Here is a 22,910-nt window from a genome sequence, read left to right as displayed (position 1 = left end):
GGTCAGCCCCTGCGTCCGAACCGGACATCAGAAACCCACCCTCGCCATGCTTTTCTTCTGCTGTGAATGGATCAGTTAAAGCGGTTCATCACCTGAAGAAACGATTCGTCCTTCCATGCGTCCACCGCTTCTGCAGCGCGATTGGCTGCATCCTCCACTTTATGGAGATCCTCCGGCGAAAATCTGCCGAGAACATAGTCCGGCACGGGAATTCCAGGAGACGGACGGCCGATGCCGATGCGAATCCGGTTAAATTCATTGCTGCCGGTATGCTGGATGATCGATTTTAATCCGTTATGGCCGCCGTGGCCGCCCTTTTGTCTCAGGCGGATGCGTCCCGGTTCCAGATCGAGATCATCATAAATCACCAGCACGTTTTCGATTGGTATGTTGTAGTACTGCATAAGCGGTGCGATCGATTCACCGCACAAATTCATGTACGTAAGCGGTTTGAGCAGGAATAATTTCTCCGTACCGTTCCTTTCCACCCCGTACACGCCTTTAAACTTCTGTTCGTTCAAGTCAAGCGACCATTTGTCCTGCAGCCGGTCGATGACGTCAAAGCCGATGTTATGCCGGGTGCGTTCATATTTACGGCCGGGGTTCCCCAGTCCGACGATCAGTTTCATGCTCGTTGCTCCTTCATGCTCTTCCTGGTGTCTGCGCCGGAACAGTTTATCCAACAGCTTCATCCTGTTCCTCCTTCGCGTTCCCTAAAAAAATCCTCCACGGCATCGTGGAGGATATATATGTGTCGAAGCCGGAATCCGGCTGAAAGCAGGCTTCCGGCTTCTCCACGTGCAGGCGTTGTTTTTAGAACCTGTCTTTCGTGTTATTCGCTCTTTTCTTCAGCGTCTTCGGATGCTTCGCCTTCTTCAGCGTCAACAAGCTCCGGCTCTTCATCCACTTCTACTTCCGGCTCTTCCGGCTCTTCGTCCGGAGGCGTGATGGAAACGACAACCTCATCCGGGTCGTTGTTGAATTCGTACTTCTCGCCAGCTGTCAGATCACTGACAGAGAGAGAATCGTTTACTTCCAGCTTCTCCACGTCCACTTCAATCTGGTCCGGGAGCTCCTGTGGAAGCGCACGTACAGACAGCTCATAAACAGCCTGCTGCAGAACACCTCCGTCTTTTACGCCCTGTGCTTCCCCAATGAGGGACACTGGTACGTCTGCATCCATTTCCACGTTCATGTCTGCTGCGTAGAAGTCTACGTGTACGACTTCGTTTTTCAGCGTATCGTACTGCAGGTCATAAATCATGACGTCAGTCTTCGTACCGTCGATGTCCATCTTGAAAACGCCGGTCTTACCTTCCTGACGCATCGTCTTGATGAAGTCGATCGAGTTAACGGAAACTGCTTTGCTTCCGAACTTCTTACCATAAACAACAGCCGGGATGTTTCCCTGCTGACGAATTTTTGTTAGACGGGATCCGCGAAGATCCTCTCTTACCGCGGCTTTCAATACAGTAGCCATCTCAAAATCACCTCAATAGTTTTTTCAGATCCTAAATGCACCTTCCCCAATTATAGAGCAATGAAACGTCTTTTTTCAAGAGGGGATCCGGCATCAGTCAAACAAACGGCTGACAGAACGCTGCTCGTGCACGTGTACAATGGCTTTTCCGATCAGCGGAGCCACTGACAGCTGTTTAATTTTGCTGATTTTCTTTTCATCCGGAAGCGGAATGGAATTCGTAATGACGAGCTCTTCCAGCTGCGAATTCTGAATGCGGTCGATTGCCGGACCGGAGAGCACCGGATGTGTGCTGCATGCGTAAACGGCTTTTGCTCCATTTTCAATCATGGCATTGGCTGCAAGCGTCATCGTGCCGGCCGTATCGATAATGTCGTCGATAATGATCGCCGTCTTGCCTTCAATATTCCCGACAATGTTCATCACTTCAGACATGTTCGGCTTTGGACGGCGCTTATCAATGATCGCAATCGGCGCCTTCAAGCGGTCTGCCATCTTTCTGGCACGTACGACACCGCCGTGGTCCGGTGATACAACCACAATGTCATCAAGCTGTTTGGCTTCGAAATAATCTGCCAGAATCGGCACACCAACAAGCTGGTCCACCGGAATATCGAAAAAGCCTTGAATTTGTGTCGCATGGAGGTCCAGCGTGATAACACGGGTGGCACCTGCTGTTTCAAGCAGATTTGCAACGAGCTTGGCCGTAATCGGTTCTCTGGAACGAGCTTTTCTGTCCTGACGGGCATAGCCGTAGTAAGGCAGCACGACGTTAATCGTTTTTGCCGAGGCGCGCTTCAGTGCATCGATCATGATGAGAAGCTCCATGATGTGTTCGTTGGCCGGTGAGGACGTGGACTGAATAACGTAAATGTCACAGCCGCGGATGCTTTCTTCAATATTAATCTGGATTTCTCCGTCGCTGAAGCGCTGTACAGAGCTTTTTCCTAACGGCACGCCGATTTCTTCCGTGATTTCATATGCCAGGTCCGGATTGGAGCTGAGCGTAAATACCTTTAACTTGTTGTCTGCATACTGAGCCATCCAAATGCCCTCCATTGTTATCTAGTCATCGTCTTACGATTTGCGGGTATAGCCTTCTTTGTTTGTCTGACGCTGACGGGCGATCGCCAGTGAGTCCCCTGGCACATCGTCGGTAATCGTCGATCCTGCTGCGACGTAAGAGCCTTTTCCGACCGTCACCGGCGCAATCAGGTTAGAGTTGCATCCGATAAATGCATCGTCTTCAATCGTCGTCAGATGCTTGTTTTTGCCGTCATAATTAACGGTGATCGATCCGCAGCCTACATTAACGCCTGCTCCGATATCCGCGTCCCCGAGATAGCTCAGGTGGGAGGCTTTGCTGCCTGCGCCCATACGCATCTTTTTCAGCTCAACGAAATTGCCGACCCGCACCTCATCCTCCAGTGCCGTTTCCGGACGAATATGCGCAAACGGTCCTACTGCCGCTCTGCTGCCGATGCTGCTTCGATGTACGACGGACTGGCGGATCACCGTCTCGTCTGCGATGCGGCTGTCACGGATTTCGGTGTGCGGGCCGATTTCGCAGCCGCTGCCGATTTGTGTATCCCCTTGGAGCATCGTGCCCGGATACAGCACGGTGTCGCTGCCGATCGTCACGTCCGCTCCAATGTAAACGGAATCCGGATCTGTGATCGTTACTCCTTCACGCATCCAATGCTCATTGATCCGCTTCTTCAAGTGCGTTTCCGCCTGACTCAAGGCTACACGGTCGTTGACACCCATCGTTTCATGAAAATCGCTGCTCTGATGGGCGAACACGGGCTCTCCCTGCTCCTGCAGAATCTCAATCACATCCGGCAGGTAGTATTCTCCCTGTGCGTTGTCGTTCCCTACGCGGCGAAGCGTGTCGAACAGCGCTTCATTATCGAAGCAGTACGTGCCGGTGTTAATCTCCTGCACCTTTTTTTCTTCCTCTGAGGCGTCTTTTTGTTCCACAATTTTAACGACTTTGCCTGCACCGTCACGGATCACGCGCCCGTAGCCGGCCGGGTTTTCAGCGTGAGCTGTCAGAATCGTTGCTTTTGCCTGCTTTGATTCATGAGAATCGAGCAGATTTTGAAGCGTTTCTGCTGTTAAAAGCGGCGTGTCGCCGCAGACAACAAGCGTTGTGCCGCTTTTTCCGCCGAGCTGTTCCTCTGCCTGCATAACTGCATGACCGGTACCAAGCTGCTCTGCCTGCAGCACATAATCAGTGACGCTGCCGAGCTGCTCTTTTACCGTATCGGCCCCATGACCGACAACCGTAACCATCTTTTCGAGACCGCACTGCTGTAGCTGGTCGGTCACATGCTGGACCATCGGCTTGCCGCCGACAGGGTGAAGCACTTTGTAAAGACTGGACTTCATTCGCGTGCCTTTTCCGGCGGCCAGAACGACCGCAAATCGATTTGTCATATTAAGTACCCTCCACGGCCAGAATTTCCTCTATGAATATATCTTATATCCGACTTCATTTCAAGCGAACGCGGGCTTTTCGCCCATGCTGAAAAAGCCCGGTACATTCCGCATCCGGACTTTTTGTCTATGTGTCTGTAAAACGACTACGATGTGCCAGCCTCTTCAAACGTTTCTGCGTTTTCACCGGCCTCTTCATAGGCTTTCAATACAGCATGCTGAATTTTTTCCCGGGTTACTGAAGATATAGGATGGGCAATGTCGCGGAACTCCCCGTCCGGAGTGCGCTTACTCGGCATCGCTACAAATTTCCCATTGTTCCCATCAATGACACGGATATCATGTACGACGAATTCCTCATCGAATGTGATTGAGGCAATTGCCAGCATCCGTCCCTCCGTTTGCACCCGGCGGAGCCTGACGTCGGTCACTTCCATGTCTGCCACCACCTTTTCTCTATATTTATAACTGCCTGCTGGTAATACTTCTTTAAGCAGCAGTTGAAATCCTTTTTATTTCATAAAAAAATTTACATAAAAGAACAAAAGGTAAAAAAAGGCTTCAGCGTCTCCGCTGAAACCTGCAGCCGATTCCGACGTATCCTTTTGCCACGCGGCATGGAAACGACAAAAAACAGGCTGAGCCTGTTTTTCAGAGTGTTGATAACGTCATTTCAGGTGAATCACGTTGCATCTGCCTGTATCTGCGGCCCCTCGCTTTTCGGAGGGAACGGGCTCGGCTTTCCCTCCAGCTGTCGGCCGGATCTTCGCCTCGTTCTGAGCCGAGACCCTTCGATGCCGGCAGCTGGCAGACCGTTTCACGTACCTGGTTAGGACTGCACGATTGGCTTCCATACATATAGACCATTCCCTATGAGGCGTTTCGATGTTGAATAGGGGGTGTCCGTACTTCTAGAAATCATGATAAATGTAAAAAGCAGTCGCACCTGCCTGACGTGACGTTGTTCTCCAAGAATCTGAGTCGTTTCCCTGATGTGTCCGGCGTGCCCGTGGAAGCCGCGCCATCCTCCCGTGCCTTTCTTCCCTTCATACAGGGTCACCCTGAGAAATATCTGAAGGTCAGCCCACGGCAGGCTAGGTAAGCAGAGAAAAATACAATCAAACGAATAAACATGTAAGTTGAAAGACTTTTTCAACAGCCTAAAAACAGGCTGAGCCTGTTTTTACGAGTCGAATATGCTTCCTTTGCGGACGGTGATTTTCTTTCCTCTTGCATCGACCTTGTCGAGACGTGCGAGGGAAACGTAGTCGTCTACCAGCTTCTCGTGCTCGTGCACCGCTTCCATCAGCACGCCTGCGCCGACCACCTCTGCCTGAAACTCTTCTGCAAGGTCCATCATGCCGCGTATCGTGCCGCCGGCCTTCATAAAGTCATCGATAATCAGCACTCGGCTGCCAGCTTCCAGGCTGCGCTTGGAAAGCGACATCGTCTGTACCCGGTTGGACGATCCGGAAACATAGTTGATGCTCACTAGCGAACCTTCTGTCACCCGCTGCTCATGCCGGACAATGCTGACCGGCGCACGCAGATGGGAAGCCACCGCATAGGCAAGGGGAATCCCTTTCGTCGCCATCGTCATCACCGTATCCACCTGTGCGTTCTCATAGCAGGACGCAAAAATTCGGCCCAGCTTCTGCATCCACTGGGGGTCCCCGATGATGTCCATCATGTATAAATAGCCGCCCGGGAGCAGCCGGGAAGGCTCTTCCAGTCTGCTGCACATCTGCTCCACCGCATGAACGGCTTCGTCGCTTCCTATCAGCGGTATGTAGGTTACGCCGCCGCTCACCCCTGCAGAGGTCGACAGCCTGCCGATCCCTTTTTGTTCAAATACTTCTTTGATAATGCCAATGTCTTCACTGATGGAAGACTTTGCCGCACCATACTTGTCTGAAAAAAACGTCAGTGAAACAGACTGGTGCGGATGCCGCAGCAGATACTCCGTCATATCCACCAGCCGGCCGCTTCGTCGGTACTTCATGCTGCCACCTCCTGTAAAACCCGAATATTCCACCTGTAATATATCATTTTTGTACGGGTTTCACAATATGAACTTACAGTTCGTGGCGCATTCCCATCATCCGGACCACGTAGACATGATCCATAAAGCCTTTTAATCCGTTGTAAAGCCGGTCTGCGCGTGATTCGCTTTTCGCCAGTGCAAACACTGTCGGCCCGCTTCCGCTCATGACCACTCCGTCTGCCCCGTACTGCTGCAGCCGCTCCTTAATGACTTTCACTTCAGGCTCGAGCGAGAAGGTCGCCGGCTCCATGACGTTTTGCAGGCGGCTGCAAATGCCGTAAAAATCCTGCTGCTTAAGAGACTGGATCATGCCCGCTGTGTCCGGGTGAGCCATCGTATGAAGCTTGAGGCGGTTGTAAATATCCTTCGTAGAAACGCCTGCCCGCGGTTTCGCGAGCACGACCCAGCAGGAAGGCGGCGCCGGCAGAAATTCCAGCTTTTCTCCACGGCCTGAAGCGAGCGCTGTGCCGCCATAGACGCAGAAAGGAACATCCGAGCCTATTTCTGCACCGATCTCCGCGAGCTCCTCCATCGAGCAGTTCAGTTCCCAGAGCCGGTTTAATCCGCGCAGTACGGCTGCCGCGTCGGAGCTTCCGCCTGCAAGTCCTGCTGACATCGGAATTTGTTTATTTATGTAGATCTGCACACCCTTCTCCGGGGCATAACGTTCCTGCAGCTTCCTCGCCGCCTGCCACGCATGGTTGGAATCATCGAGCGGCAGATAGCCGTTGTTTGATTCGATCCGGATCACCGGGCGGCCGAGACTGGTAAGCTCGATTCTGTCTGCGAGATCGACTGTCGTCATCACCATCTCGACTTCGTGGTAGCCGTCCTCTCGTCTGCGAAGCACATCCAGCGTTAAGTTAATCTTTGCCGGTGCCTTCACTGTAAGTGTATTCAACGTCCGTCACCTTCTTTAAATTTATCTGAGATAAGCAGGAGCACCTGCCTCTGTACACGTACTGCTTTTGCTATTCTATCATTTACGGCCGTGAAAAAGAACCGCCGCTCCCCCTGCGGCGATTCCAGACAAAAAGAAAAGCTTACCCAGACGTGACATTCTGGATAAGCCTTTCTTCCGATGCATATGGGTCGTGCTTAAGCCTGCACGCCGTTAAGTTCACTGCCATCCGGTACGGACAGCTTCACTGTTTCGGTCAGTACATCTGTATAGCTGTAGGAAAGCCTCTCGATTGAATACTGCTCTTTATCGAGTTTTACGGTGAATACAGAAGGATAAATTCCTTCCAGCAGGCCGGAACGTTCAATGGTCTTCTTCCGTCCGCCGTTCGCGTGAATCGTAATCTCTTTACCGACATTTGCTTCTAACGACTGTTTGATTTCCGCTAATGTTTTAGCCATCCACGACACCTCACTTAACGATATTATACCCTAAGTGGTGCCGATAAGTCAAATAAAATTTAAATTATAGCAACGCCAAGCCGGTGTGTCAACGAATAAATTCTGGTTTTCTTTACTTTTTGGGTCCTTTTCGAGTGCCGAAATGACGCGCTGCTAAAATTTCCTGCGCTGCATGCCCGCCGCTTTCAAAGACGGTGATCAAGCTGGCAAACGTCAAACAGCCAGCCGGGACTCTCCGGCTGGCGCAGGCGTGCAGATAAAAATGTTAAATGCGGAAAAAGGTGCTCGTTAAGGCAGCAAATTCTTTCATCGTCAGTGTTTCAGCCCGGCGCGCTCCATCGATCCCGATCCGCTGCAGTGCGTCGGCCGTTTCCTGCTTGCTGAGCTTTTCCTGAAAGTGCTTAGATAAGTTATTTAAAAGGGTTTTGCGCCGCTGTACAAACGACGCCCGGACAATTTCAAAAAACAGTGCTTCATCTACGACGTCCACCGGCGGCTCTTCCCGCCTTGTCAGTCTCAGGATGGCCGAATCAACGTTTGGAGGCGGCATAAAGACCGTTCGCGGCACCGTAAACACCGTTTCTGTGTGTGCGTAATACTGTGCAGCAATGGATAGAGAGCCGTAAGCCTTTGACCCTGGAGAAGCAGCAATCCGTTCTGCTACTTCCAGCTGCATCATGACGACCATCACTCTGACTGGAAGTTTTTCTTCCAGCAGCTTCATCAAAATTGGTGTTGTCACGTAATAAGGCAGGTTGGCGATGACCGCAAGATCCTGTCCCGGAGTAAACGCTTCCCCGATCCGCTGATGCAGATCTGCTTTCAGGACATCTTCGTTCACGACGCTCACGTGCGGATAGGGAGCCATTGTTTCCTTTAAAATCGGCAGCAGCCGCTGATCAATTTCAAAAGCGAGCACGTTTTTCGCTTTCCGTGCCGACTGCTCTGTCAGTGCGCCGATCCCCGGGCCGACTTCAATGACGCCTGTTTCCTCAGTTACGCCGGCAGCATCGACAATATTCGCGAGTACGTTCGGATCAATCAGGAAATTCTGTCCGAGGCTTTTTTTGAAGCGGAAGCCGTGCCGCTCCAAAATGTCTTTCGTTCGTTTCGGTGTTGCAATATCTTTCATCATGATTGGTCATCCTCCAGCTTTGCCGCCGCCTCATAAAATTCGCGGCGGCTGATTTGAAACTGCTCCAGCCGCTTTAACAGCTGTTTGCCATTCGCATAGCCGATATGCAGCGCCTCCCCGAGCTTTCGTCTTTTTTCCTTAGCTCCGGGACCGGCAAGTAGTCCTGCTTCGTGCAGCTCCAGCCAGCCCGGACTTTCTTCCCGGATCTCTTCAGGAATGAAGGTACGGACCTCCCGCAGCGCTTCCAGCAGCGCCTCTTTGCTGGCATGCTCAATTCCGACCTTCCGTTTCACATGGTCAACAGCTTCTGCTTTTGGCAGAAAGGCATGGCGGCATCCCGGCACGGTCTTGTCGATCATATGACGGATCTTTTGTCCGGGGTAGTCCGGGTCTGTAAAAATAATGATTCCCCGCCGTTTTTGCGCTTCCCGAATTCGCGCCATCGTTTCAGACGTCAGACCGGTTCCACCTGTTTCTATCGTCGTACAGTCCAAAAACCGCTTCAGCCGATGTGTATCGTTTTTGCCCTCTACGACGATAATCTCCTTTATTTGCACGCTAGTCGTCCCCGCTTCCATCACGTTTATCTTTATTCATTCTACACAAATTCGATGCGGACACAAGCACCTTAACCATTTCCTGTCGTTATTTCCCGGGGAATAACCTTCGGACGCGCTTATTTTCCTGCACGCAAAAAAAGCTGATCCGCAGGTGGTAATACCTGCAGGATCAGCCTGTTTTCATCAATCAACAACGCGTACCTGGACACTCTGACGTCCAAAGGAAGTAGCACTTCCACGGTCCGACATGAAAATATCAATTTTATTGCCGTTAATCGCACCGCCGGTATCCGCTGCAGTAAATGTTCCATGGCCTTTCACTTCGACCTTGGAGCCGAGCGGGATAACGGAAGGGTCAACAGCGATCACGTTTGCATTCGGGTTCGCCTTCAAGTCGACTCCAGTAGCCGTCACACCTGAGCATCCATTACAGGAAGCGGTGTAGGCAGTAGCCTGGAAGGACTCCCAGCTGCTGCCGGAACTTTCTGATTCAGAGCTCGAGCTGCTGCTGGAGCTTTCGTTTTCTGAAGAAGAACTGCTGCTCTCAGACGAGGAGCTGCTCGAGGAGGCAGCTTCCGTCCCGCTGGACGAGCTGGCTTCCTCCTGTGAAGACGAGCTCGCTTCTGCTGTTTCTGTCTCGCGCTCAGAGGATGCGGTCGTTTCTTCCGCAGCCGGCTCTTCCTTATCCGTTCTTTCTTCAGAAGCGGAGGAACGGCCCCGCGACACGGTTTCCTGCTCCATCGTTCCGACTGCGATGATGCGGTCACTGCTCTCTTCCACAACTTCTTCTTCAATCAGCTCACGGGAGACTTCTTCTCCGTCTTCTAAAACAACTTCATACGTTTTTTGAAGAGTGCCTCGTTCCCCCTCCTGCTCCACTCGTTCCGTGCCAGCTTCCAGCGAGTCATCGTTTTCACGAACTGTGGCAAAGGATACAGACTCCTCGATCGTTTCCGTAATCATGTCTACTCGCGTAATGGTTACATCTGCATCAGCGGTCAGTGTTTCATCGATGTCCGGCTCCACCTGGTCCATCTCGCCAAGGTCGATATTTTGTTCATCCAGGACATCTTCTACAGTGGCAGCTACCGTCCAGACCTGGGCGGATTCTCCGTCATGCACGACCGTTACCGGAAATGCTTCTTCGTAAGCAATAGTCATGCCCTCTTCAATTTGCGCATGCAAAGATGGCTCCACTTCATCGTGAGAGGACACTGCAACGTCCAGTTCTTCCATCAGTTCATCGACGGTATCAACTGTCGTCCATACTTCTTCCTCGCTCCCATCCAGGGATACGTTCACGTGCTGTGCAGGTACATACTCTATAATAAGGCCCTCTTCTACTTCAGCAGAAAGCGGCGGTTCTACGTCATCATGCTTAATCAACTCAATGTCTTGTTCTGCCAATACGTCGCCGACTGTTCCGGCGTGTGTTTCCACCGTAAATGATTCTCCGTCAGCTGATACTGTTACTTCTGTCTTCGTCACATCATAGATGACAACAGAAAGCAGGCAGAGAACAGCAATTATTCCAATGTTTGCGGTGAGGTCCGACTTTCGTACGATATGTACAAAAAACGACTTAATCCTCTCAATCATGGCAAACCCTCCTTCTAAGACGCAGATTATACGCACGCCCTTAAAACGTGTCAAACGAATATCCTAAATAAACGTCATCGAATAGGATAATATCCGCCGTATTACATGAGAAACAGCGCGCCCTGCCTGCTTCGAACGTCTTACTTTACAGTTTCGTTACAAATCGCTGAACTGCCGCTCACAGTGGGCTTTCATCGATGTTTTCATGTCGCTTACTACGGATGATTATTTCACGCAAAAGGGGGTGTTTTCTGCGCCCAAACGTCCGTTTCAACTGCCTCAACAAGGTCATTAGTCGCATGTCTAAGGATAACAAAATGATGTGTCTGGTTTTGACCTCGTCCTTCTTTTTCATTTGTTTGTTTTTCCGGACGCCATTTTCCATGCAAAAAAGCCGCCTCTTGAAGAAGGGGCGGCCCGGATGTGCTACAGGCGAAACAATGTTTCGGCATTTTTCGTTGTTTGTGCTGCAAGCTCTTCATAGGTGATACCACGCAGCTCGGCAAGCTGTTCGGCAACAAGCCTCACATAAGCCGGTTCATTTCGCTTGCCGCGGTACGGATGCGGTGCAAGATAAGGAGCGTCGGTTTCGATCAGAAGCCGGTCGTCCGGAACGATTTTTGCGACTTCCTTTGGCAGCTTCGCGTTTTTAAACGTAACCGGTCCCCCGAATGAAATGTAAAAATTCATGTCGAGACATGCTTTTGCCATCTCCTCATCACCCTGAAAGCAGTGCATGATACCGCCTGCTTCCGCTGCCTCTTCTTCCCGCAAAATAGCCGTGATATCCTCATGAGCTTCGCGGTCATGAATAATGAGTGGCAGCTTCATTTTCTTTGCAAGTGCGATCTGCTTTCGAAATGCTTCTTTCTGTACGTCATGCGGAGACTTGTCCCAGTAATAATCAAGACCCGTTTCCCCGACTGCGACAACTTTCGGATGCCTGGTCAGCTCTTCCAGCCAGGCAAGCTTGTCATCATCGAAATCAACAGCGTCTACCGGGTGCCATCCGACAGCCGCATATAGAAATGGATACGTTTCAATCAGCTCCATGGCGAGATTGATGGTTTTTGTATCAAAGCCGACAACGATCATTTTATCTATGCCAGCTTCCTGCGCCCGCCGAATGACGTCATCCACGTCATCAGCGAACTGATCCGCATTCAGATGCACGTGCGTATCGATCAGCATGATGGACCCTCCTTCCTTTCTGTCTATTTAACCTGAGCACCGTTAGGGAGTGACTCTGCTACGGTCGCAAGCGTCAATGATTTGTCGTGAGAGCCGGCAAGAATCATTCCCTGGGACAATTCGCCTCTCAGCTTCACCGGCTTCAGGTTCGTCACACAGATCACTTTGCGCCCGATTAAATCATCCGGCTCGTAGTATTTGGCAATGCCGGAGACGACCTGGCGCTTCTCGTAGCCGAGGTCGAGCTGAACTTTTAACAGCTTATCCGCTTTCTTCACCTTTTCTGCTCCGATCACCTCTGCGACGCGCAGATCCACCTTCGAGAAATCGTCGATCGTGATTTCTTCTGATTCAGGAGCTTCCGGCAGTTCTTCCTCCTTCGGCTCGTCAGCTGCTTTCACCGTGCCGCCCATCATCTCCACGATTGCTTTGACCTCCTCGTCAAAATCAAGACGCGGGAACATCGGCTCTCCTTTTTCAATGATACGAACACCCTGCTTCAGACGTCCCGGCGTCCGCAGCGTATCCCACTCCATCAGCTCCTCTGGAATCGCAAGCTGGCGCCGGATGTTTTCCGGTGTTTTCGTCAGGAACGGGCGCAGCATGATGGAAATCTGGCGGATCGATTCTGTCAGGTGATGAAGAACGGAACCGAGCTGCTCGTTTGCCGTTTCGTCTTTGGCAAGAATCCACGGCTGTGTTTCGTCGATATATTTGTTCGTGCGGCTGATCAGCTGTCCAACTGCTGTCAGTGCAACAGAAAACTGCATGTCTTCCATTGCATCCTCTACTTTATCTACCGTAGCGTCAATAAGCTCGACAAGCGGTGCATCAAAGGACGTCGCATCCTTCACATAAGCAGGCAGTTCTCCATCAAAATATTTGTTGATCATGGCAATCGTTCGGTTAACGAGATTGCCGAGGTCATTCGCCAAATCATAGTTAATCCGGTCTACAAATGCCTCCGGTGTAAAGACGCCGTCAGATCCGAACGGCACTTCGCGCAGCAGGTAGTAGCGGACAGCGTCCAGACCGTAACGGTCAATCAGCGGCACCGGATCGACGACGTTACCTTTTGATTTGGACATTTTCCCGTCCTTCATCAGCAGCCAGCCGTGACCAAACACTTTTTTCGGAAGCGGCAGGTCGAGTGCCATCAGCATAATCGGCCAGTAAATCGTATGGAAGCGGACAATTTCTTTCCCGACTAGGTGCACATCCGCCGGCCAGTGGGACTGGTAGAGGCTGTCATCGTCTGTTCCATAGCCGAGCGCCGTAATATAGTTGGATAGCGCATCAATCCATACATAAACAACGTGCTCTGGATTGCTCTTTACGCTCACACCCCAGTCGAACGACGTTCGGGATACAGCGAGATCTTCCAGTCCGGGCTTGATGAAGTTGTTGATCATCTCATTTTTACGAGATTCCGGCTGAATAAACTCAGGATTTTCTTCATAGTATTTCAACAGCCGGTCCGCATACTTGCTCATCCGGAAGAAATATGACTCCTCCCGCACTTTCTCTACCGGATGGCCGCTGTCCGGACTTTTTCCGCCAACGATATTTCCAGCTTCATCGTATTCTTTATCCTCGAGCTGCAGCTCCGTGTAAAATGTCTCGTCTGAGATGGAATACCAGCCCTCATACTCATCCAGATAAATATCGCCTTTTTCCAGCAGACGCTCGAAAATATCTGCTACTACTTTTTTGTGGCGCTCTTCTGTCGTTCGGATGAAGTCATCGTAAGAAATGTCCAGCTTGCCCCACAGGTCGCGAATATCTTTCACGATCCCGTCGACAAATTCCTGCGGAGTTACTCCGGCTTCCGCTGCTTTTGTTTCGATTTTCTGACCATGCTCATCTGTTCCGGTTAAATACCGAACGTCATAGCCGCGCAGCCGTTTATAGCGGGCCATCGCATCACCGGCCACCGTCGTATAAGCATGTCCGATATGCAGCTTTGCACTCGGATAGTAAATTGGTGTTGTAATATAAAATGTCTTCTTTTGATCTGTCATGGTGACAGTCTCCTCCTTCAATCATGTTTCGCTGCAGGCATACTAAAAAGCCCCCGCCCCACATACTGGGACGAGAGCATAAGCCCACGCGGTACCACCCGGTTTCACCGGATTTAATCCGGTCTCGGTCGAACTGCGGCTGGCAGTTCTGCTGCGTAACGTGCAGCGGACGTGCAGGCCTTACGCTTAAACGCTCGACCATACAGCCTCTCCCAGGACCATGTTCAAAAGACCTTCCGCACCGGTTCTCAGCTTCCCCGGCTCTCTGCAAGCGGACGGCGGCTCTCTACTCATCCCATCATTGAAGCGTATGCGTATTCTCTCTGCAATATACCGAATGGCTCGTCCTCTGTCAATAGAAGCGTGCTGCATGGCGGTTTTTACCAATTCGGGCACCGGGGGTATATGGTATTTCGACAAACTAAACATTGTACAAAGTTTGTACATTCTTTATAATGAAGAATTTTTTTCTTGCATTTTTGTTATATTCTTCCCTTTTTTGGGTATAGTGCTATACGTGATGTCAGATGTCGAATTCAGTCGACAATGGAGAGGAGGGACGGGGAGCGGTTTATGACAACCTGACAGACTGCTTCCAGTGAAACCAGCTTCAGAGCATAGCTGCACGCCATATAATAAAAAACTTATTTCCTTTTTATATCATTTTAATTGACTTCATTTGGAAGTGCTGGTATTATACTCTTAACAGAATTTTGTCGAATCATGACGTTTCGAGACTTCTGGAATAACACACAGGATTACAGAGAGGGGTATTAACATGAAATCAACAGGTATTGTAAGAAAGGTTGATGAGCTGGGCCGCGTCGTCATTCCTATCGAGCTGCGTCGTACACTGGATATTGCTGAAAAGGATGCGCTGGAGATTTACGTGGATGATGACCGCATCGTTCTGAAGAAGTACAAGCCAAACATGACATGCCAGGTGACGGGTGAAGTCTCTGATGACAACCTTTCCCTTGCGAAAGGCAAAATCATCCTCAGCCCTATGGGTGCCAAGGAGATCATCAAAGACCTGGAAGAATATATTTCCAAGCAGGAAAATTAATCTCTAAAAAGTACGCCCGTCTAGTCGACGGGCGTACTTTTTTTGCTTTCAGAAAGCTAAGCTGGGGCACAGAGCGCTGCCACTGACACCTTTTAACTAGCTCCAGTGTCGTGATAAGCCGCATACACGTCGCGCTTCGGCATGCTCCGGTCCACAGCCGTTTGTTTGATCGCCTGCTTGGAAGAGTGGCCTTTGTCGATATGGTGCTCGACATGCTGCTTCAGCGACAGCTCCTGCCACCATTCCGTTCCGGCAGCTGCCGCTTCCTCCTCACCTGCACCTTCGATCAGAATCACGCACTCTCCTTTGATGTCTGTCCCGGCCGCCCAGGCTGCAAGCTCCTCAAGTGTTCCGGTCATATATGTTTCAAACTGCTTCGTCAGCTCACGTCCGACGGCGGCCCGGCGGGGGCCGTATACATCAAAAGCGGCCTGCAGCATTTGATCAAGCCGGTGCGGAGATTCATAAAAAATCAGCGTAGAGCGGGCTGTCCGCCACTCTTCCAGCAGCTCAGTGCGCTTTCTCTTTTTTCGTTCAGAAAAGCCGAGAAACGTAAAGGAGGTGGTCGGAAGTCCAGAAGCGGTCAGAGCCGTGACGGCTGCATTTGCTCCGGGCAGTGCGGTCACAGTCAGCCCTTCCTGCCGGCATGCGTCAACGGCTGCCCAGCCCGGGTCGGAAACACCCGGCGTTCCCGCATCGCTGACGAGCGCGACCTTTTTACCGCTGCGGATTTTTTCCAGCAGCTCCTCCAGCCGCGTATCGCTGCTGTGTTCGTGAAAGCTGATCAGCGGTGTCTCAATTTCGTAGACATGACACAGCTTCCGCGTATGTCTCGTGTCTTCTGCCGCAATAACGTCCGCTTCTTTCAGCTCGCGGACAGCACGAAATGTCATATCCTCCAGGTTGCCAATCGGCGTCGGTACGAGAACCAGCATGCCGCCATCAGCCTGATACGTTCGCTGCTCATGCATGAAGACCCTCTCCTTTCACCATGTAGTCGTAAAACGCCGGTTCATATTCTCCATTTTCCTGATAAACCGTCCACGGAGACTCTACTTTCATACCCGGAGACCCGTCTTTCACCGCTTCCACGAGTAGAATATTCGCTTCCCGTCCCGGCTTCGGATGAATCAGCTGCACCCGTTTCGGCTCCAGATTTACCCGCTGCATGGCGGCAAATAGTTCCGACATCCGCTCCGGACGATGGACAAACGCAGCTTTTCCTTTAGGACGGACGAGCGCTGCGGCTTTTGCTGTAACGTCCTGCAGCGAACAGGCCACTTCGTGACGGGCGATCTGCTTCGCTCCCGCTTCCTTCAGCGGCTGCTTCATTTTCGGGGCCGCAAAATAGGGCGGATTGCACGTGACCAGATCAACCGGTCCATCCACGGCGGGGTGCAGGGTAAGCAAATCGCGTTCCTCCACCTGGATGCGCTCCTCAAGACCGTTTGCTGTAACCGAGCGTTCCATAAGTCTGCACAGCTGCGGCTGCAGCTCCACTGCCCGAATGAAAGCTTTCGTTTTCGATGCAAGCAGCAGCGGAATCGCCCCGGTACCCGCGCATAAATCAATGACAGACTCTGCTCTGGCAGCATCCGCAAACATTGCCAGCAGCACCGCATCCATCGAATACGTAAAGACGTCGGGCCGCTGATGAATGATCGTTCCTCCAGGCAGATAATCTGCTCGTTCCTCTGTTTTCGTCATCGTTCAAACGCCTCTTTCTTCTATTACTAACGCTCTCTTCTTCCCCCAATGCGCTTCCGTGCAAAGCGGTACTGTCCTTTCAAAAAGAAAAACGCCCAAAAGCAGCGCTTCTGAACGTTTGCGTCATTTATTCCTCCCGATTCAGGAAGGAAAGACAGAATAGACAGTCTCCCTCTTTGCGGATGCTTCCATAGTGCAGGTTGCAAATATGGAACCCCTCCTGGTAAAGACGCGCCAGATTGTCGTAGCCTTCTCCAAATCCCGGCTTCAAACGCGGACCGGCAGCGCCGACTCCTGCAGCCTCTGCTGCTTCTTCCTCCTGGTTCATCCGCTCACGCAGGTGCTCATTTTCCATCTGCAGATGCGTATTCTCCTCGAGAAGCAGCGCCAGCTGATCCTTTAGTTCACCCAGCTCGTGATGGAGACCGCCGATGCGCTCTTCCATCTGGCTGACGCGTGTAAATATCTCATTTTTGTTCACGATGCGCACACCTCATTATTTCGTGGTTTCCGTGGCGATCGCTCCTTCTTCCAGGAGTTCATCCAGCGTATACTCAATGACCTGCTTAGACTCGAAAATCTCGACCTGAACGAGCCGCTCCAGCATGTTCAGTCCAACGACCTTCCCGCGGCCGTAGCTCGTATTCAGCTTCTGATACAAATCAGGAAGCACTTTTTTCGCTTCCTCATACATATCGTTTTCATATTTCAGGCAGCACATCAGCCTTCCGCACAGTCCGGAAATTTTCGTCGGATTAAGCGACAGGTTCTGATCCTTTGCCATTTTAATAGAAACCGGCTCAAAATCACCGAGAAACGTCGAGCAGCAGAGCATGCGGCCGCACGGACCGATACCGCCAAGCATTTTCGCCTCATCCCGCACGCCGATCTGACGCAGTTCAATGCGTGTACGGAAAACGGAAGCGAGGTCTTTGACGAGCGTCCGGAAATCGATGCGCCCGTCCGCTGTAAAGTAAAACAGTACTTTATTTCGATCAAACGTGTATTCTACATCAACCAGCTTCATATCAAGGTTGTGCTCCGTAATCTTCTTCAGGCAGACATCGAATGCTTTCGCGGCTTCCCGCCGGTTTTCTTCGATAGTCAATTTATCCTTCTCCGTTGCCTTGCGCAGTACTTTTTTCAGCGGCAGGACAACGTCTTCTTCGGCAACTTCCTTCATGCCGATTACTGCTTTTCCGAATTCGACGCCACGCGCCGTTTCGACGATTACGTAGTCATCCTTCTCTATATGAAAATCCCCGGGTGAGAAATAATAAATCTTCCCGGTTTTTTTGAAACGAACTCCGATCACTCGATGCACATTTATCCCTCCTGTAGACGAAGAAGCAGCTGTTCCATGAGCAGCTGCGGCGCTGCGTTGGCACTAAGCCGGCGCCTCGCATCCATCACTGCCTGGAGGTTGTTACCGAGTTTCCCTTGAGAGAGCTGGAAAGCCTGTTTGGAGAGACTGTCTTCCTGATCGATAAACACAATTTGCTCGGACTGGCCGACCTGCATGCGCAGCACGTCCCGGTACCAGAGCATGATCATATCCAGTGCGGTTTCCAGATCCTTGCGTTCTGTAAAAAACGGCATCACCGTTTCATGCAGGGTAATATAGGAATCGCGCGGTTTGCGGATAAGATCGTCAACTAATTGTATCACTTTCTCCCGCGCCTGTGAAATCCATTCCTCGCCAAAAAGTGCCTCAGCCTCCGTCAGATCAGAGGTCAGCCGGGAAGCAAGGTACGCTTCTTTTTCCGGATAGCCTTTGCGGACAAGCTCCCTCGCAGCGGCTTCCGGCGGCAGCGGCACAAAGCTGAGCATCTGGGCACGGGACAGAATCGTCGGAAGCATTAGACGGGAGTTAACCGTCATGAGAACAGCCAGTGCCTCGCCATCCGGTTCCTCTAAAAATTTCAGCAGGCTGTTCGCTGCACTCGCTGACATTTTATCGGCTTCTTCCACGAGGTATACCTTTCTGCCGGATTCCATGCCGCGCATGCTGAACTCCCGCTTCAGTTCACGAATCTGGTCTACTTTGATCACGGCTCCGTCCGGACGGAGCACGTGCACATCCGGATGATTCCCAGAGGCTGCACGCCTGCATTCCGGACAGGCCAGGCAAGGATCTGCACCGCTCAGATTTCGGCACAGAAATGCCTGAGCCGCAAGCTGGGCCGCAAGCTTCTTCCCCGTGCCGCGGCCGCCTTCAAAAATATATGCATGGGCCAGCCGGCTGCGGCGGATGCTGTTTTGCAGCACGTGCGCTACAGCCGGCTGTGTCTGTTCAAGCTCCTGCCAATGCTGCATGGCTGTCTCCTTCATTTCTAAAACTTTTCGAACCGTTCAACCGGAAGAATAAAGACGGTCGCACCGCCGACCTGTACTTCCACCGGGTATGGCACGTAGGAATCTGCATTTCCCCCCATTGGTGAGATCGGCGCCACCAGCTGTTCTCTCGCCTTGCAGTTTTCTTTTATCAATTCCAAAACAGGCTGTACCTGATCATCTTCCACACCGATCATAAAGGTCGTATTCCCTGCTTTTAAAAATCCGCCTGTGCTTGCAAGCCTGGTCGCCTGAAAATCCTGATCCACCAGCGCATCCGAAAGACGGTTGCTGTCTTTATCCTGGATTACTGCAACGATCAGCTTCATAGTCATCTCCTCCATCGAAAGGGGTTACTCGTATTATAACAAGAAACTGCTGCGCAGGCGTGTGATTTGTCAGATTTACCGCGTTCAGCGGCTAAGTTTTTTATGTATTTCTTCCCACGCCTTTTTCACTGTGTCGGCAGGCGTACCTGAAGCGTCAATTTGACGAATCCGCTCTGGTTCCTGCTGCTGCAGCTCCCGGTACATGCTGCGCACTTTTTCATGAAACGGCAGTGCTTCAGCGTCCAGCCGGTTGATTTCGTGTCCTCTGCCAGAGGCAATGCGGGCAAGACCGATTTCCGGATCAATATCAAAATACAATGTCAGATCAGGCATGCGGTCTTCTGTCGCAAAGCGATTCAGTTCCCTTACTGCTTCTACGCCGATGCCCCGAGCATACCCTTGATAAACGAGGCTGCTGTCGACAAACCGGTCACAGAGCACAATGCCTCCTTTTTCAAGGTGCGGGAATACTTTTTCTACAAGATGCTGCCGCCGGGCTGCTGCGTAAAGCAGCGCTTCGGTGCGGGCGTCCATCTCTGTATGGGACGGATCGAGAATGACCGCACGAATTTTTTCCGCGATTACACTTCCTCCCGGCTCTCTCGTAGCCAGGACCTCCCAGCCTTCCTCTTCCAATTTTTCCTTCAGGTAGAGCATCGCCGTCGTTTTACCGGCTCCCTCTCCTCCTTCTACTGTAATAAACCATCCGCTCACGGTGTTCATCCTTTCTTATGCTCTAGTTTTAAAGACACGAACATAGTCGTCGCCCCCTTTGATACGTATGCCCGCCCTCCGCAGCTGGTACAGCTTCTCAATGTGCCGCTTTGTCAGCTGTTCGCCGCGGATGACAAGTGGCACTCCCGGTGGATAAGGAATAAGCTCAGCTGCACTGATTCTTCCCTTGGCTTCGTGCAGCAGACAGCTCTCAGTGGGAAGCATCGCCATTTCCTCCTGCCGGAGAGCAGGACGACGCAGCCTTACCTCCGGCTCCGCATGCCAAAATTCCGGCGCTGCAGCTGAACGGTCCCCAAATACCGGGACGCTTGCTGTCATGCGATGGATCAGGTCCGCATCGAGCGGAAGCGTGAGCAGGAACAGCTCCGGTGTACGAAGTTCTGCATAGCCCCCCGCTGCTTCCAGCAGGTTCTCCATATCTGCTGTGCTCCTGTGCAATGAGGCGGCAAATGCTGCCTTCAGCGGATCACGGCGCCAATTGCCGAGCTGCGCCGGGAGAACCAGTGCTCCCGTCTTCCGGCACAGCTCCTCTGCCGCCTGCGCAATCTCCTTCCAACCTGTCACTTCTGCGAGAAAAGCCCGGGCCGCATCAAGCGAGGCCAGTATCGGATACGAGGGGCTGCTCGATTGAATCATTTGCAGCATCCGGTTTAAAGCTGCTTGGTTCACGCGGCTGGTGCCGATATGCATCCACGCTCCCATCGTGAGGGCCGGGAGCATTTTATGAGCGGACTGAATGACGAGATCCGCTCCATGCTGCAGAGAGCTCTCAAAAAAGGGCAGCTTTGCCCCTGGCAGAAAATGCGCGCCGTGCGCTTCATCTACAATAAACAGCGCATCGTGCTCGCGGCACAAGGCTGCATGCTGATGAAGCGGCTGGACGTACCCTTCATAAGATGGATTCGTCACCAGTACGGCCGCTGCTTCCGGCACTTCTTCAAAGGCCGTTTGAAGAGCGTCGGAGGGGATGCCGAGCGGTGTGCCTGTCTGTGCTTCTATATCCGGTTCGACGAGCACCGCTTCTGCCCCTGCGAGCTCCAGCGCGTGAAACACGGATTGATGGCAGTTTCGTTGCACAATGACTGTTTGTCCACGTGAAACAGAGGAAAGGACTGCAGCAAGGATACCGGAAGTAGAGCCGCCGACTAATAAGCGGCTGTCCCGGCTCTGATACAGCTGGCTCAGCAGGATCTCTGCTTCCCGAATAATCCCGGAAGCATCGTGCAGGTCATCAAGCCCGGTGATTTCTGTTTTATCAACCTGCATCACGGCTTGCAGGATTTCCTCTGTACCCTCCGGCAGCAGCGTTCCGTTCTTGTGACCGGGAACGTGGAACGAATTGTCGCCCCGCCTGTTCATCAACGCTTGTACGATCGGCATATGTAACATGGTACGCTCCTTCTGCTTCCTCCGCTCCGCTTGCACTCCTGTCCTGCCTCTGGTTAACTGGAGGAAACAGCTGTGAAAGGGGCCTTATGTGAAACGTTATATTATTCTATTTCTCCTGTTAACAGCCTATGCCGTCTTTGTAGCACCAGGTGCACAAAATGCAGATGATCCATTTTTATCAGCCATCATCGACGGTCGTATTCAGGACTTGAATCCGCTGACGGTCGCTGTGTTTACGATGCTCGGCATTTACCCGCTGCTGTTTTTGTTTCTGCTGCTTCCAAAGGATACAAGACGCGTTCCTGCCTGGCTGTTTGCTCTGTTTTCCTTCGGATTAGGGGCCTTTACGATATTGCCGTACATGGCCGTTCGCGGCCGGAAGACGCGGGAGACGCCCCGTGGTCCACGCTTTCTGCAGCACGCCCTCACGCATCCGGCAGCTTATCTGCTTGCAGGCATCGCGGGTGCCGCCGTGCTCCTCTCTGCGCTTGGCGGCAGTGTAAGCGGCTATATAGAAGATTTCCAGCAGTCTCATCTCGTCAGCGTGATGTCTATTGACTTTCTCGTCGTCGTCTGGCTTGCCTACGACATTTTAAAGCGTGAATGGGGCGTCGAGCGTTATGCGTGGCTTGCCTTTATTCCGGCGGTCGGTCCAGCGCTGCTTCTTTGGATGAACCGCCGGCAGGCTGCTGATTAGTCTCGGCGCAGTTCATCTGCCAGCTTCCTGCCAAAAGCACCAAGCCTGCCATCAGCATAAGCATGGATCACCTCAGGCATAAGTGAAGCTAACGCCTGGCGGATGTAAAGCTCCTGCCATCCCTCCTGCCGCAGCTGCTCTTCAAGAGCGGCTGCGGCTTTTACAGCTGCTTCCGTCGCTGTCCGGTTCAACGTCTCTACCGTTTTTTCCTCACCGTTAATGACGTCTCCCAGTGCTTCAAACCGCAACTTCAGCGTTTGGTCCGACGCCGCCTCAGGAGAAACAAACAGCACCGCCTCGCCCCGCCTTAACGTTTCAGCATGAACAGCTGCCTTCATGCCGGCAAAGCGATGCTCTGGAAACTGCTTCCGAAGCGAAGCGGTCCCCTTTGTCGTCGCCATGTTGACAAGCGTCGTGCGGCGCATGTTCAGGCCGCTCTGTTCGAGATCCTCGATAAATGGTGCAATGCTGTCAGCTGGAAGCGCCAGAACCAGGTAATCCAGATGCGGCAGCTCTTCCTTTGCCGCTTCTCGTGCCCCCGCTGCAGACGATGCTGCCGCGCGGCGTCTATGTTCATCAGGGTGGTATATCTCTGTCGTCAGTCCTTGTCGGTCCCAGCCGGCAAGGAGCGCTGCTCCAATTTTACCGATTCCAGCCAGTCCCCATCGAATCGTTTCGCTCATCGTCATTCCTCCCTGTCTCCATCATAGCGAATACGGCGCTCTGCTGAAAGGCGTATCCATGGAAAAAGGAAACCAACGCAAAAAAAGAGGGTGCCGCCCGGGAACCAGGGTCTGGTTCCGGGAGACACCCTCCGGTGAC

Annotated in this window: 25 protein-coding genes; 2 read left to right on the top strand and 23 right to left on the bottom strand. The window is 52.1% G+C overall.

Translation table 11 applies throughout. The annotated features are described in order from the left end of the window. Window positions 1-71: 71 nt before the first annotated feature. The 13 genes from pth to metG form a co-directional block, all read right to left on the bottom strand. Entirely contained in the window at window positions 72-629 is a 558-nt protein-coding gene (gene pth, locus ACFO4L_RS14395) for an aminoacyl-tRNA hydrolase (protein WP_377910386.1), read from the bottom strand. A 203-nt stretch (window positions 630-832) separates the two neighbouring features. Further along, complete coding sequence (locus tag ACFO4L_RS14390; protein WP_377910362.1) at window positions 833-1,480, bottom strand: 50S ribosomal protein L25/general stress protein Ctc; 648 nt, start codon at window positions 1,478-1,480, stop codon at window positions 833-835. A 93-nt stretch (window positions 1,481-1,573) separates the two neighbouring features. Then, complete coding sequence (locus tag ACFO4L_RS14385) at window positions 1,574-2,524, bottom strand: ribose-phosphate diphosphokinase (protein ID WP_377910361.1); 951 nt, start codon at window positions 2,522-2,524, stop codon at window positions 1,574-1,576. A 33-nt stretch (window positions 2,525-2,557) separates the two neighbouring features. Further along, window positions 2,558-3,919: a bifunctional UDP-N-acetylglucosamine diphosphorylase/glucosamine-1-phosphate N-acetyltransferase GlmU gene (glmU, locus tag ACFO4L_RS14380; RefSeq protein WP_377910360.1), complete on the bottom strand. Its 1,362-nt coding sequence runs from the start codon at window positions 3,917-3,919 to the stop codon at window positions 2,558-2,560. A 146-nt stretch (window positions 3,920-4,065) separates the two neighbouring features. After that, window positions 4,066-4,356, bottom strand: a complete 291-nt coding sequence (gene spoVG / locus ACFO4L_RS14375) for a septation regulator SpoVG (RefSeq protein WP_377910359.1) — start codon at window positions 4,354-4,356, stop codon at window positions 4,066-4,068. Window positions 4,357-5,102: 746 nt separating this feature from the next. Continuing rightward, window positions 5,103-5,921, bottom strand: a complete 819-nt coding sequence (gene purR / locus ACFO4L_RS14370) for a pur operon repressor (protein WP_377910358.1) — start codon at window positions 5,919-5,921, stop codon at window positions 5,103-5,105. A gap of 73 nt (window positions 5,922-5,994) precedes the next feature. Continuing rightward, window positions 5,995-6,864 (bottom strand): 4-(cytidine 5'-diphospho)-2-C-methyl-D-erythritol kinase, encoded by an 870-nt coding sequence (gene ispE / locus ACFO4L_RS14365; protein WP_377910357.1) that lies wholly within the window; start codon window positions 6,862-6,864, stop codon window positions 5,995-5,997. A gap of 197 nt (window positions 6,865-7,061) precedes the next feature. After that, on the bottom strand, window positions 7,062-7,325 hold the full coding sequence (locus tag ACFO4L_RS14360) for a Veg family protein (protein ID WP_377910356.1): 264 nt from the start codon (window positions 7,323-7,325) through the stop codon (window positions 7,062-7,064). Window positions 7,326-7,590: 265 nt separating this feature from the next. Beyond that, window positions 7,591-8,457, bottom strand: a complete 867-nt coding sequence (gene rsmA / locus ACFO4L_RS14355; RefSeq protein WP_377910385.1) for a 16S rRNA (adenine(1518)-N(6)/adenine(1519)-N(6))-dimethyltransferase RsmA — start codon at window positions 8,455-8,457, stop codon at window positions 7,591-7,593. Then, window positions 8,457-9,017: a ribonuclease M5 gene (rnmV, locus tag ACFO4L_RS14350; RefSeq protein ID WP_377910355.1), complete on the bottom strand. Its 561-nt coding sequence runs from the start codon at window positions 9,015-9,017 to the stop codon at window positions 8,457-8,459. Before rnmV ends, rsmA begins: the two co-directional genes overlap by 1 nt. Before the next feature lie 186 nt (window positions 9,018-9,203). After that, window positions 9,204-10,619 carry a ubiquitin-like domain-containing protein gene (locus ACFO4L_RS14345; protein ID WP_377910354.1) on the bottom strand — a complete coding sequence of 472 codons (1,416 nt, stop codon included), beginning with the start codon at window positions 10,617-10,619 and terminating at the stop codon, window positions 9,204-9,206. Between the two features lie 426 nt (window positions 10,620-11,045). After that, window positions 11,046-11,810, bottom strand: coding sequence for a TatD family hydrolase (locus tag ACFO4L_RS14340; RefSeq protein WP_377910353.1), 765 nt, complete (start codon window positions 11,808-11,810; stop codon window positions 11,046-11,048). Between the two features lie 23 nt (window positions 11,811-11,833). Further along, window positions 11,834-13,831, bottom strand: coding sequence for a methionine--tRNA ligase (gene metG / locus ACFO4L_RS14335; protein WP_377910352.1), 1,998 nt, complete (start codon window positions 13,829-13,831; stop codon window positions 11,834-11,836). A 772-nt stretch (window positions 13,832-14,603) separates the two neighbouring features. On the opposite strand from metG, the gene ACFO4L_RS14330 reads away from it, so the two are divergent. Then, window positions 14,604-14,897 carry an AbrB/MazE/SpoVT family DNA-binding domain-containing protein gene (locus tag ACFO4L_RS14330; protein ID WP_168009081.1) on the top strand — a complete coding sequence of 98 codons (294 nt, stop codon included), beginning with the start codon at window positions 14,604-14,606 and terminating at the stop codon, window positions 14,895-14,897. A 92-nt stretch (window positions 14,898-14,989) separates the two neighbouring features. Here the strand turns inward: ACFO4L_RS14330 and rsmI are convergent, their stop codons facing one another. The 8 genes from rsmI to ACFO4L_RS14290 form a co-directional block, all read right to left on the bottom strand. Then, entirely contained in the window at window positions 14,990-15,868 is an 879-nt protein-coding gene (gene rsmI / locus ACFO4L_RS14325) for a 16S rRNA (cytidine(1402)-2'-O)-methyltransferase (protein ID WP_377910351.1), read from the bottom strand. Beyond that, a complete protein-coding gene (locus tag ACFO4L_RS14320; protein WP_377910350.1) occupies window positions 15,861-16,604 on the bottom strand; it encodes a tRNA1(Val) (adenine(37)-N6)-methyltransferase in 744 nt (247 codons plus the stop codon). The genes rsmI and ACFO4L_RS14320 overlap by 8 nt, the downstream gene beginning before the upstream one ends. 127 nt (window positions 16,605-16,731) lie before the next feature. Next, a complete protein-coding gene (yabA, locus tag ACFO4L_RS14315; protein ID WP_168009079.1) occupies window positions 16,732-17,085 on the bottom strand; it encodes a DNA replication initiation control protein YabA in 354 nt (117 codons plus the stop codon). A 15-nt stretch (window positions 17,086-17,100) separates the two neighbouring features. Then, window positions 17,101-17,928 carry a PSP1 domain-containing protein gene (locus ACFO4L_RS14310; RefSeq protein WP_377910349.1) on the bottom strand — a complete coding sequence of 276 codons (828 nt, stop codon included), beginning with the start codon at window positions 17,926-17,928 and terminating at the stop codon, window positions 17,101-17,103. Between the two features lie 2 nt (window positions 17,929-17,930). Then, window positions 17,931-18,920, bottom strand: coding sequence for a DNA polymerase III subunit delta' (gene holB / locus ACFO4L_RS14305; RefSeq protein ID WP_377910348.1), 990 nt, complete (start codon window positions 18,918-18,920; stop codon window positions 17,931-17,933). 17 nt (window positions 18,921-18,937) lie between these two features. Next, window positions 18,938-19,267, bottom strand: a complete 330-nt coding sequence (locus tag ACFO4L_RS14300) for a cyclic-di-AMP receptor (protein ID WP_168009027.1) — start codon at window positions 19,265-19,267, stop codon at window positions 18,938-18,940. Window positions 19,268-19,351: 84 nt separating this feature from the next. Then, window positions 19,352-19,981 carry a dTMP kinase gene (tmk, locus tag ACFO4L_RS14295; RefSeq protein WP_377910347.1) on the bottom strand — a complete coding sequence of 210 codons (630 nt, stop codon included), beginning with the start codon at window positions 19,979-19,981 and terminating at the stop codon, window positions 19,352-19,354. 15 nt (window positions 19,982-19,996) lie between these two features. Next, window positions 19,997-21,391: an aminotransferase class I/II-fold pyridoxal phosphate-dependent enzyme gene (locus ACFO4L_RS14290; RefSeq protein WP_377910346.1), complete on the bottom strand. Its 1,395-nt coding sequence runs from the start codon at window positions 21,389-21,391 to the stop codon at window positions 19,997-19,999. Between the two features lie 88 nt (window positions 21,392-21,479). On the opposite strand from ACFO4L_RS14290, the gene ACFO4L_RS14285 reads away from it, so the two are divergent. Next, on the top strand, window positions 21,480-22,088 hold the full coding sequence (locus ACFO4L_RS14285; RefSeq protein WP_377910345.1) for a hypothetical protein: 609 nt from the start codon (window positions 21,480-21,482) through the stop codon (window positions 22,086-22,088). Here the strand turns inward: ACFO4L_RS14285 and ACFO4L_RS14280 are convergent. Both ACFO4L_RS14280 and ACFO4L_RS14275 read right to left on the bottom strand, forming a co-directional pair. Continuing rightward, window positions 22,085-22,771 carry an NAD(P)-binding domain-containing protein gene (locus tag ACFO4L_RS14280; protein ID WP_377910344.1) on the bottom strand — a complete coding sequence of 229 codons (687 nt, stop codon included), beginning with the start codon at window positions 22,769-22,771 and terminating at the stop codon, window positions 22,085-22,087. The two genes, ACFO4L_RS14285 and ACFO4L_RS14280, sit on opposite strands and share 4 nt — an antisense overlap. Continuing rightward, window positions 22,731-22,910 (bottom strand): hypothetical protein (locus ACFO4L_RS14275; protein ID WP_377910343.1); only part of this gene is annotated, 180 nt, incomplete at its 5' end. The genes ACFO4L_RS14280 and ACFO4L_RS14275, both read right to left, overlap by 41 nt.

The organism is Bacillus daqingensis, from assembly GCF_042654445.1.
GTDB classification, from domain to species: domain Bacteria; phylum Bacillota; class Bacilli; order Bacillales; family Salisediminibacteriaceae; genus Alkalicoccus; species Alkalicoccus luteus.
This window is presented reverse-complemented; position numbering and strand designations above follow the sequence as displayed.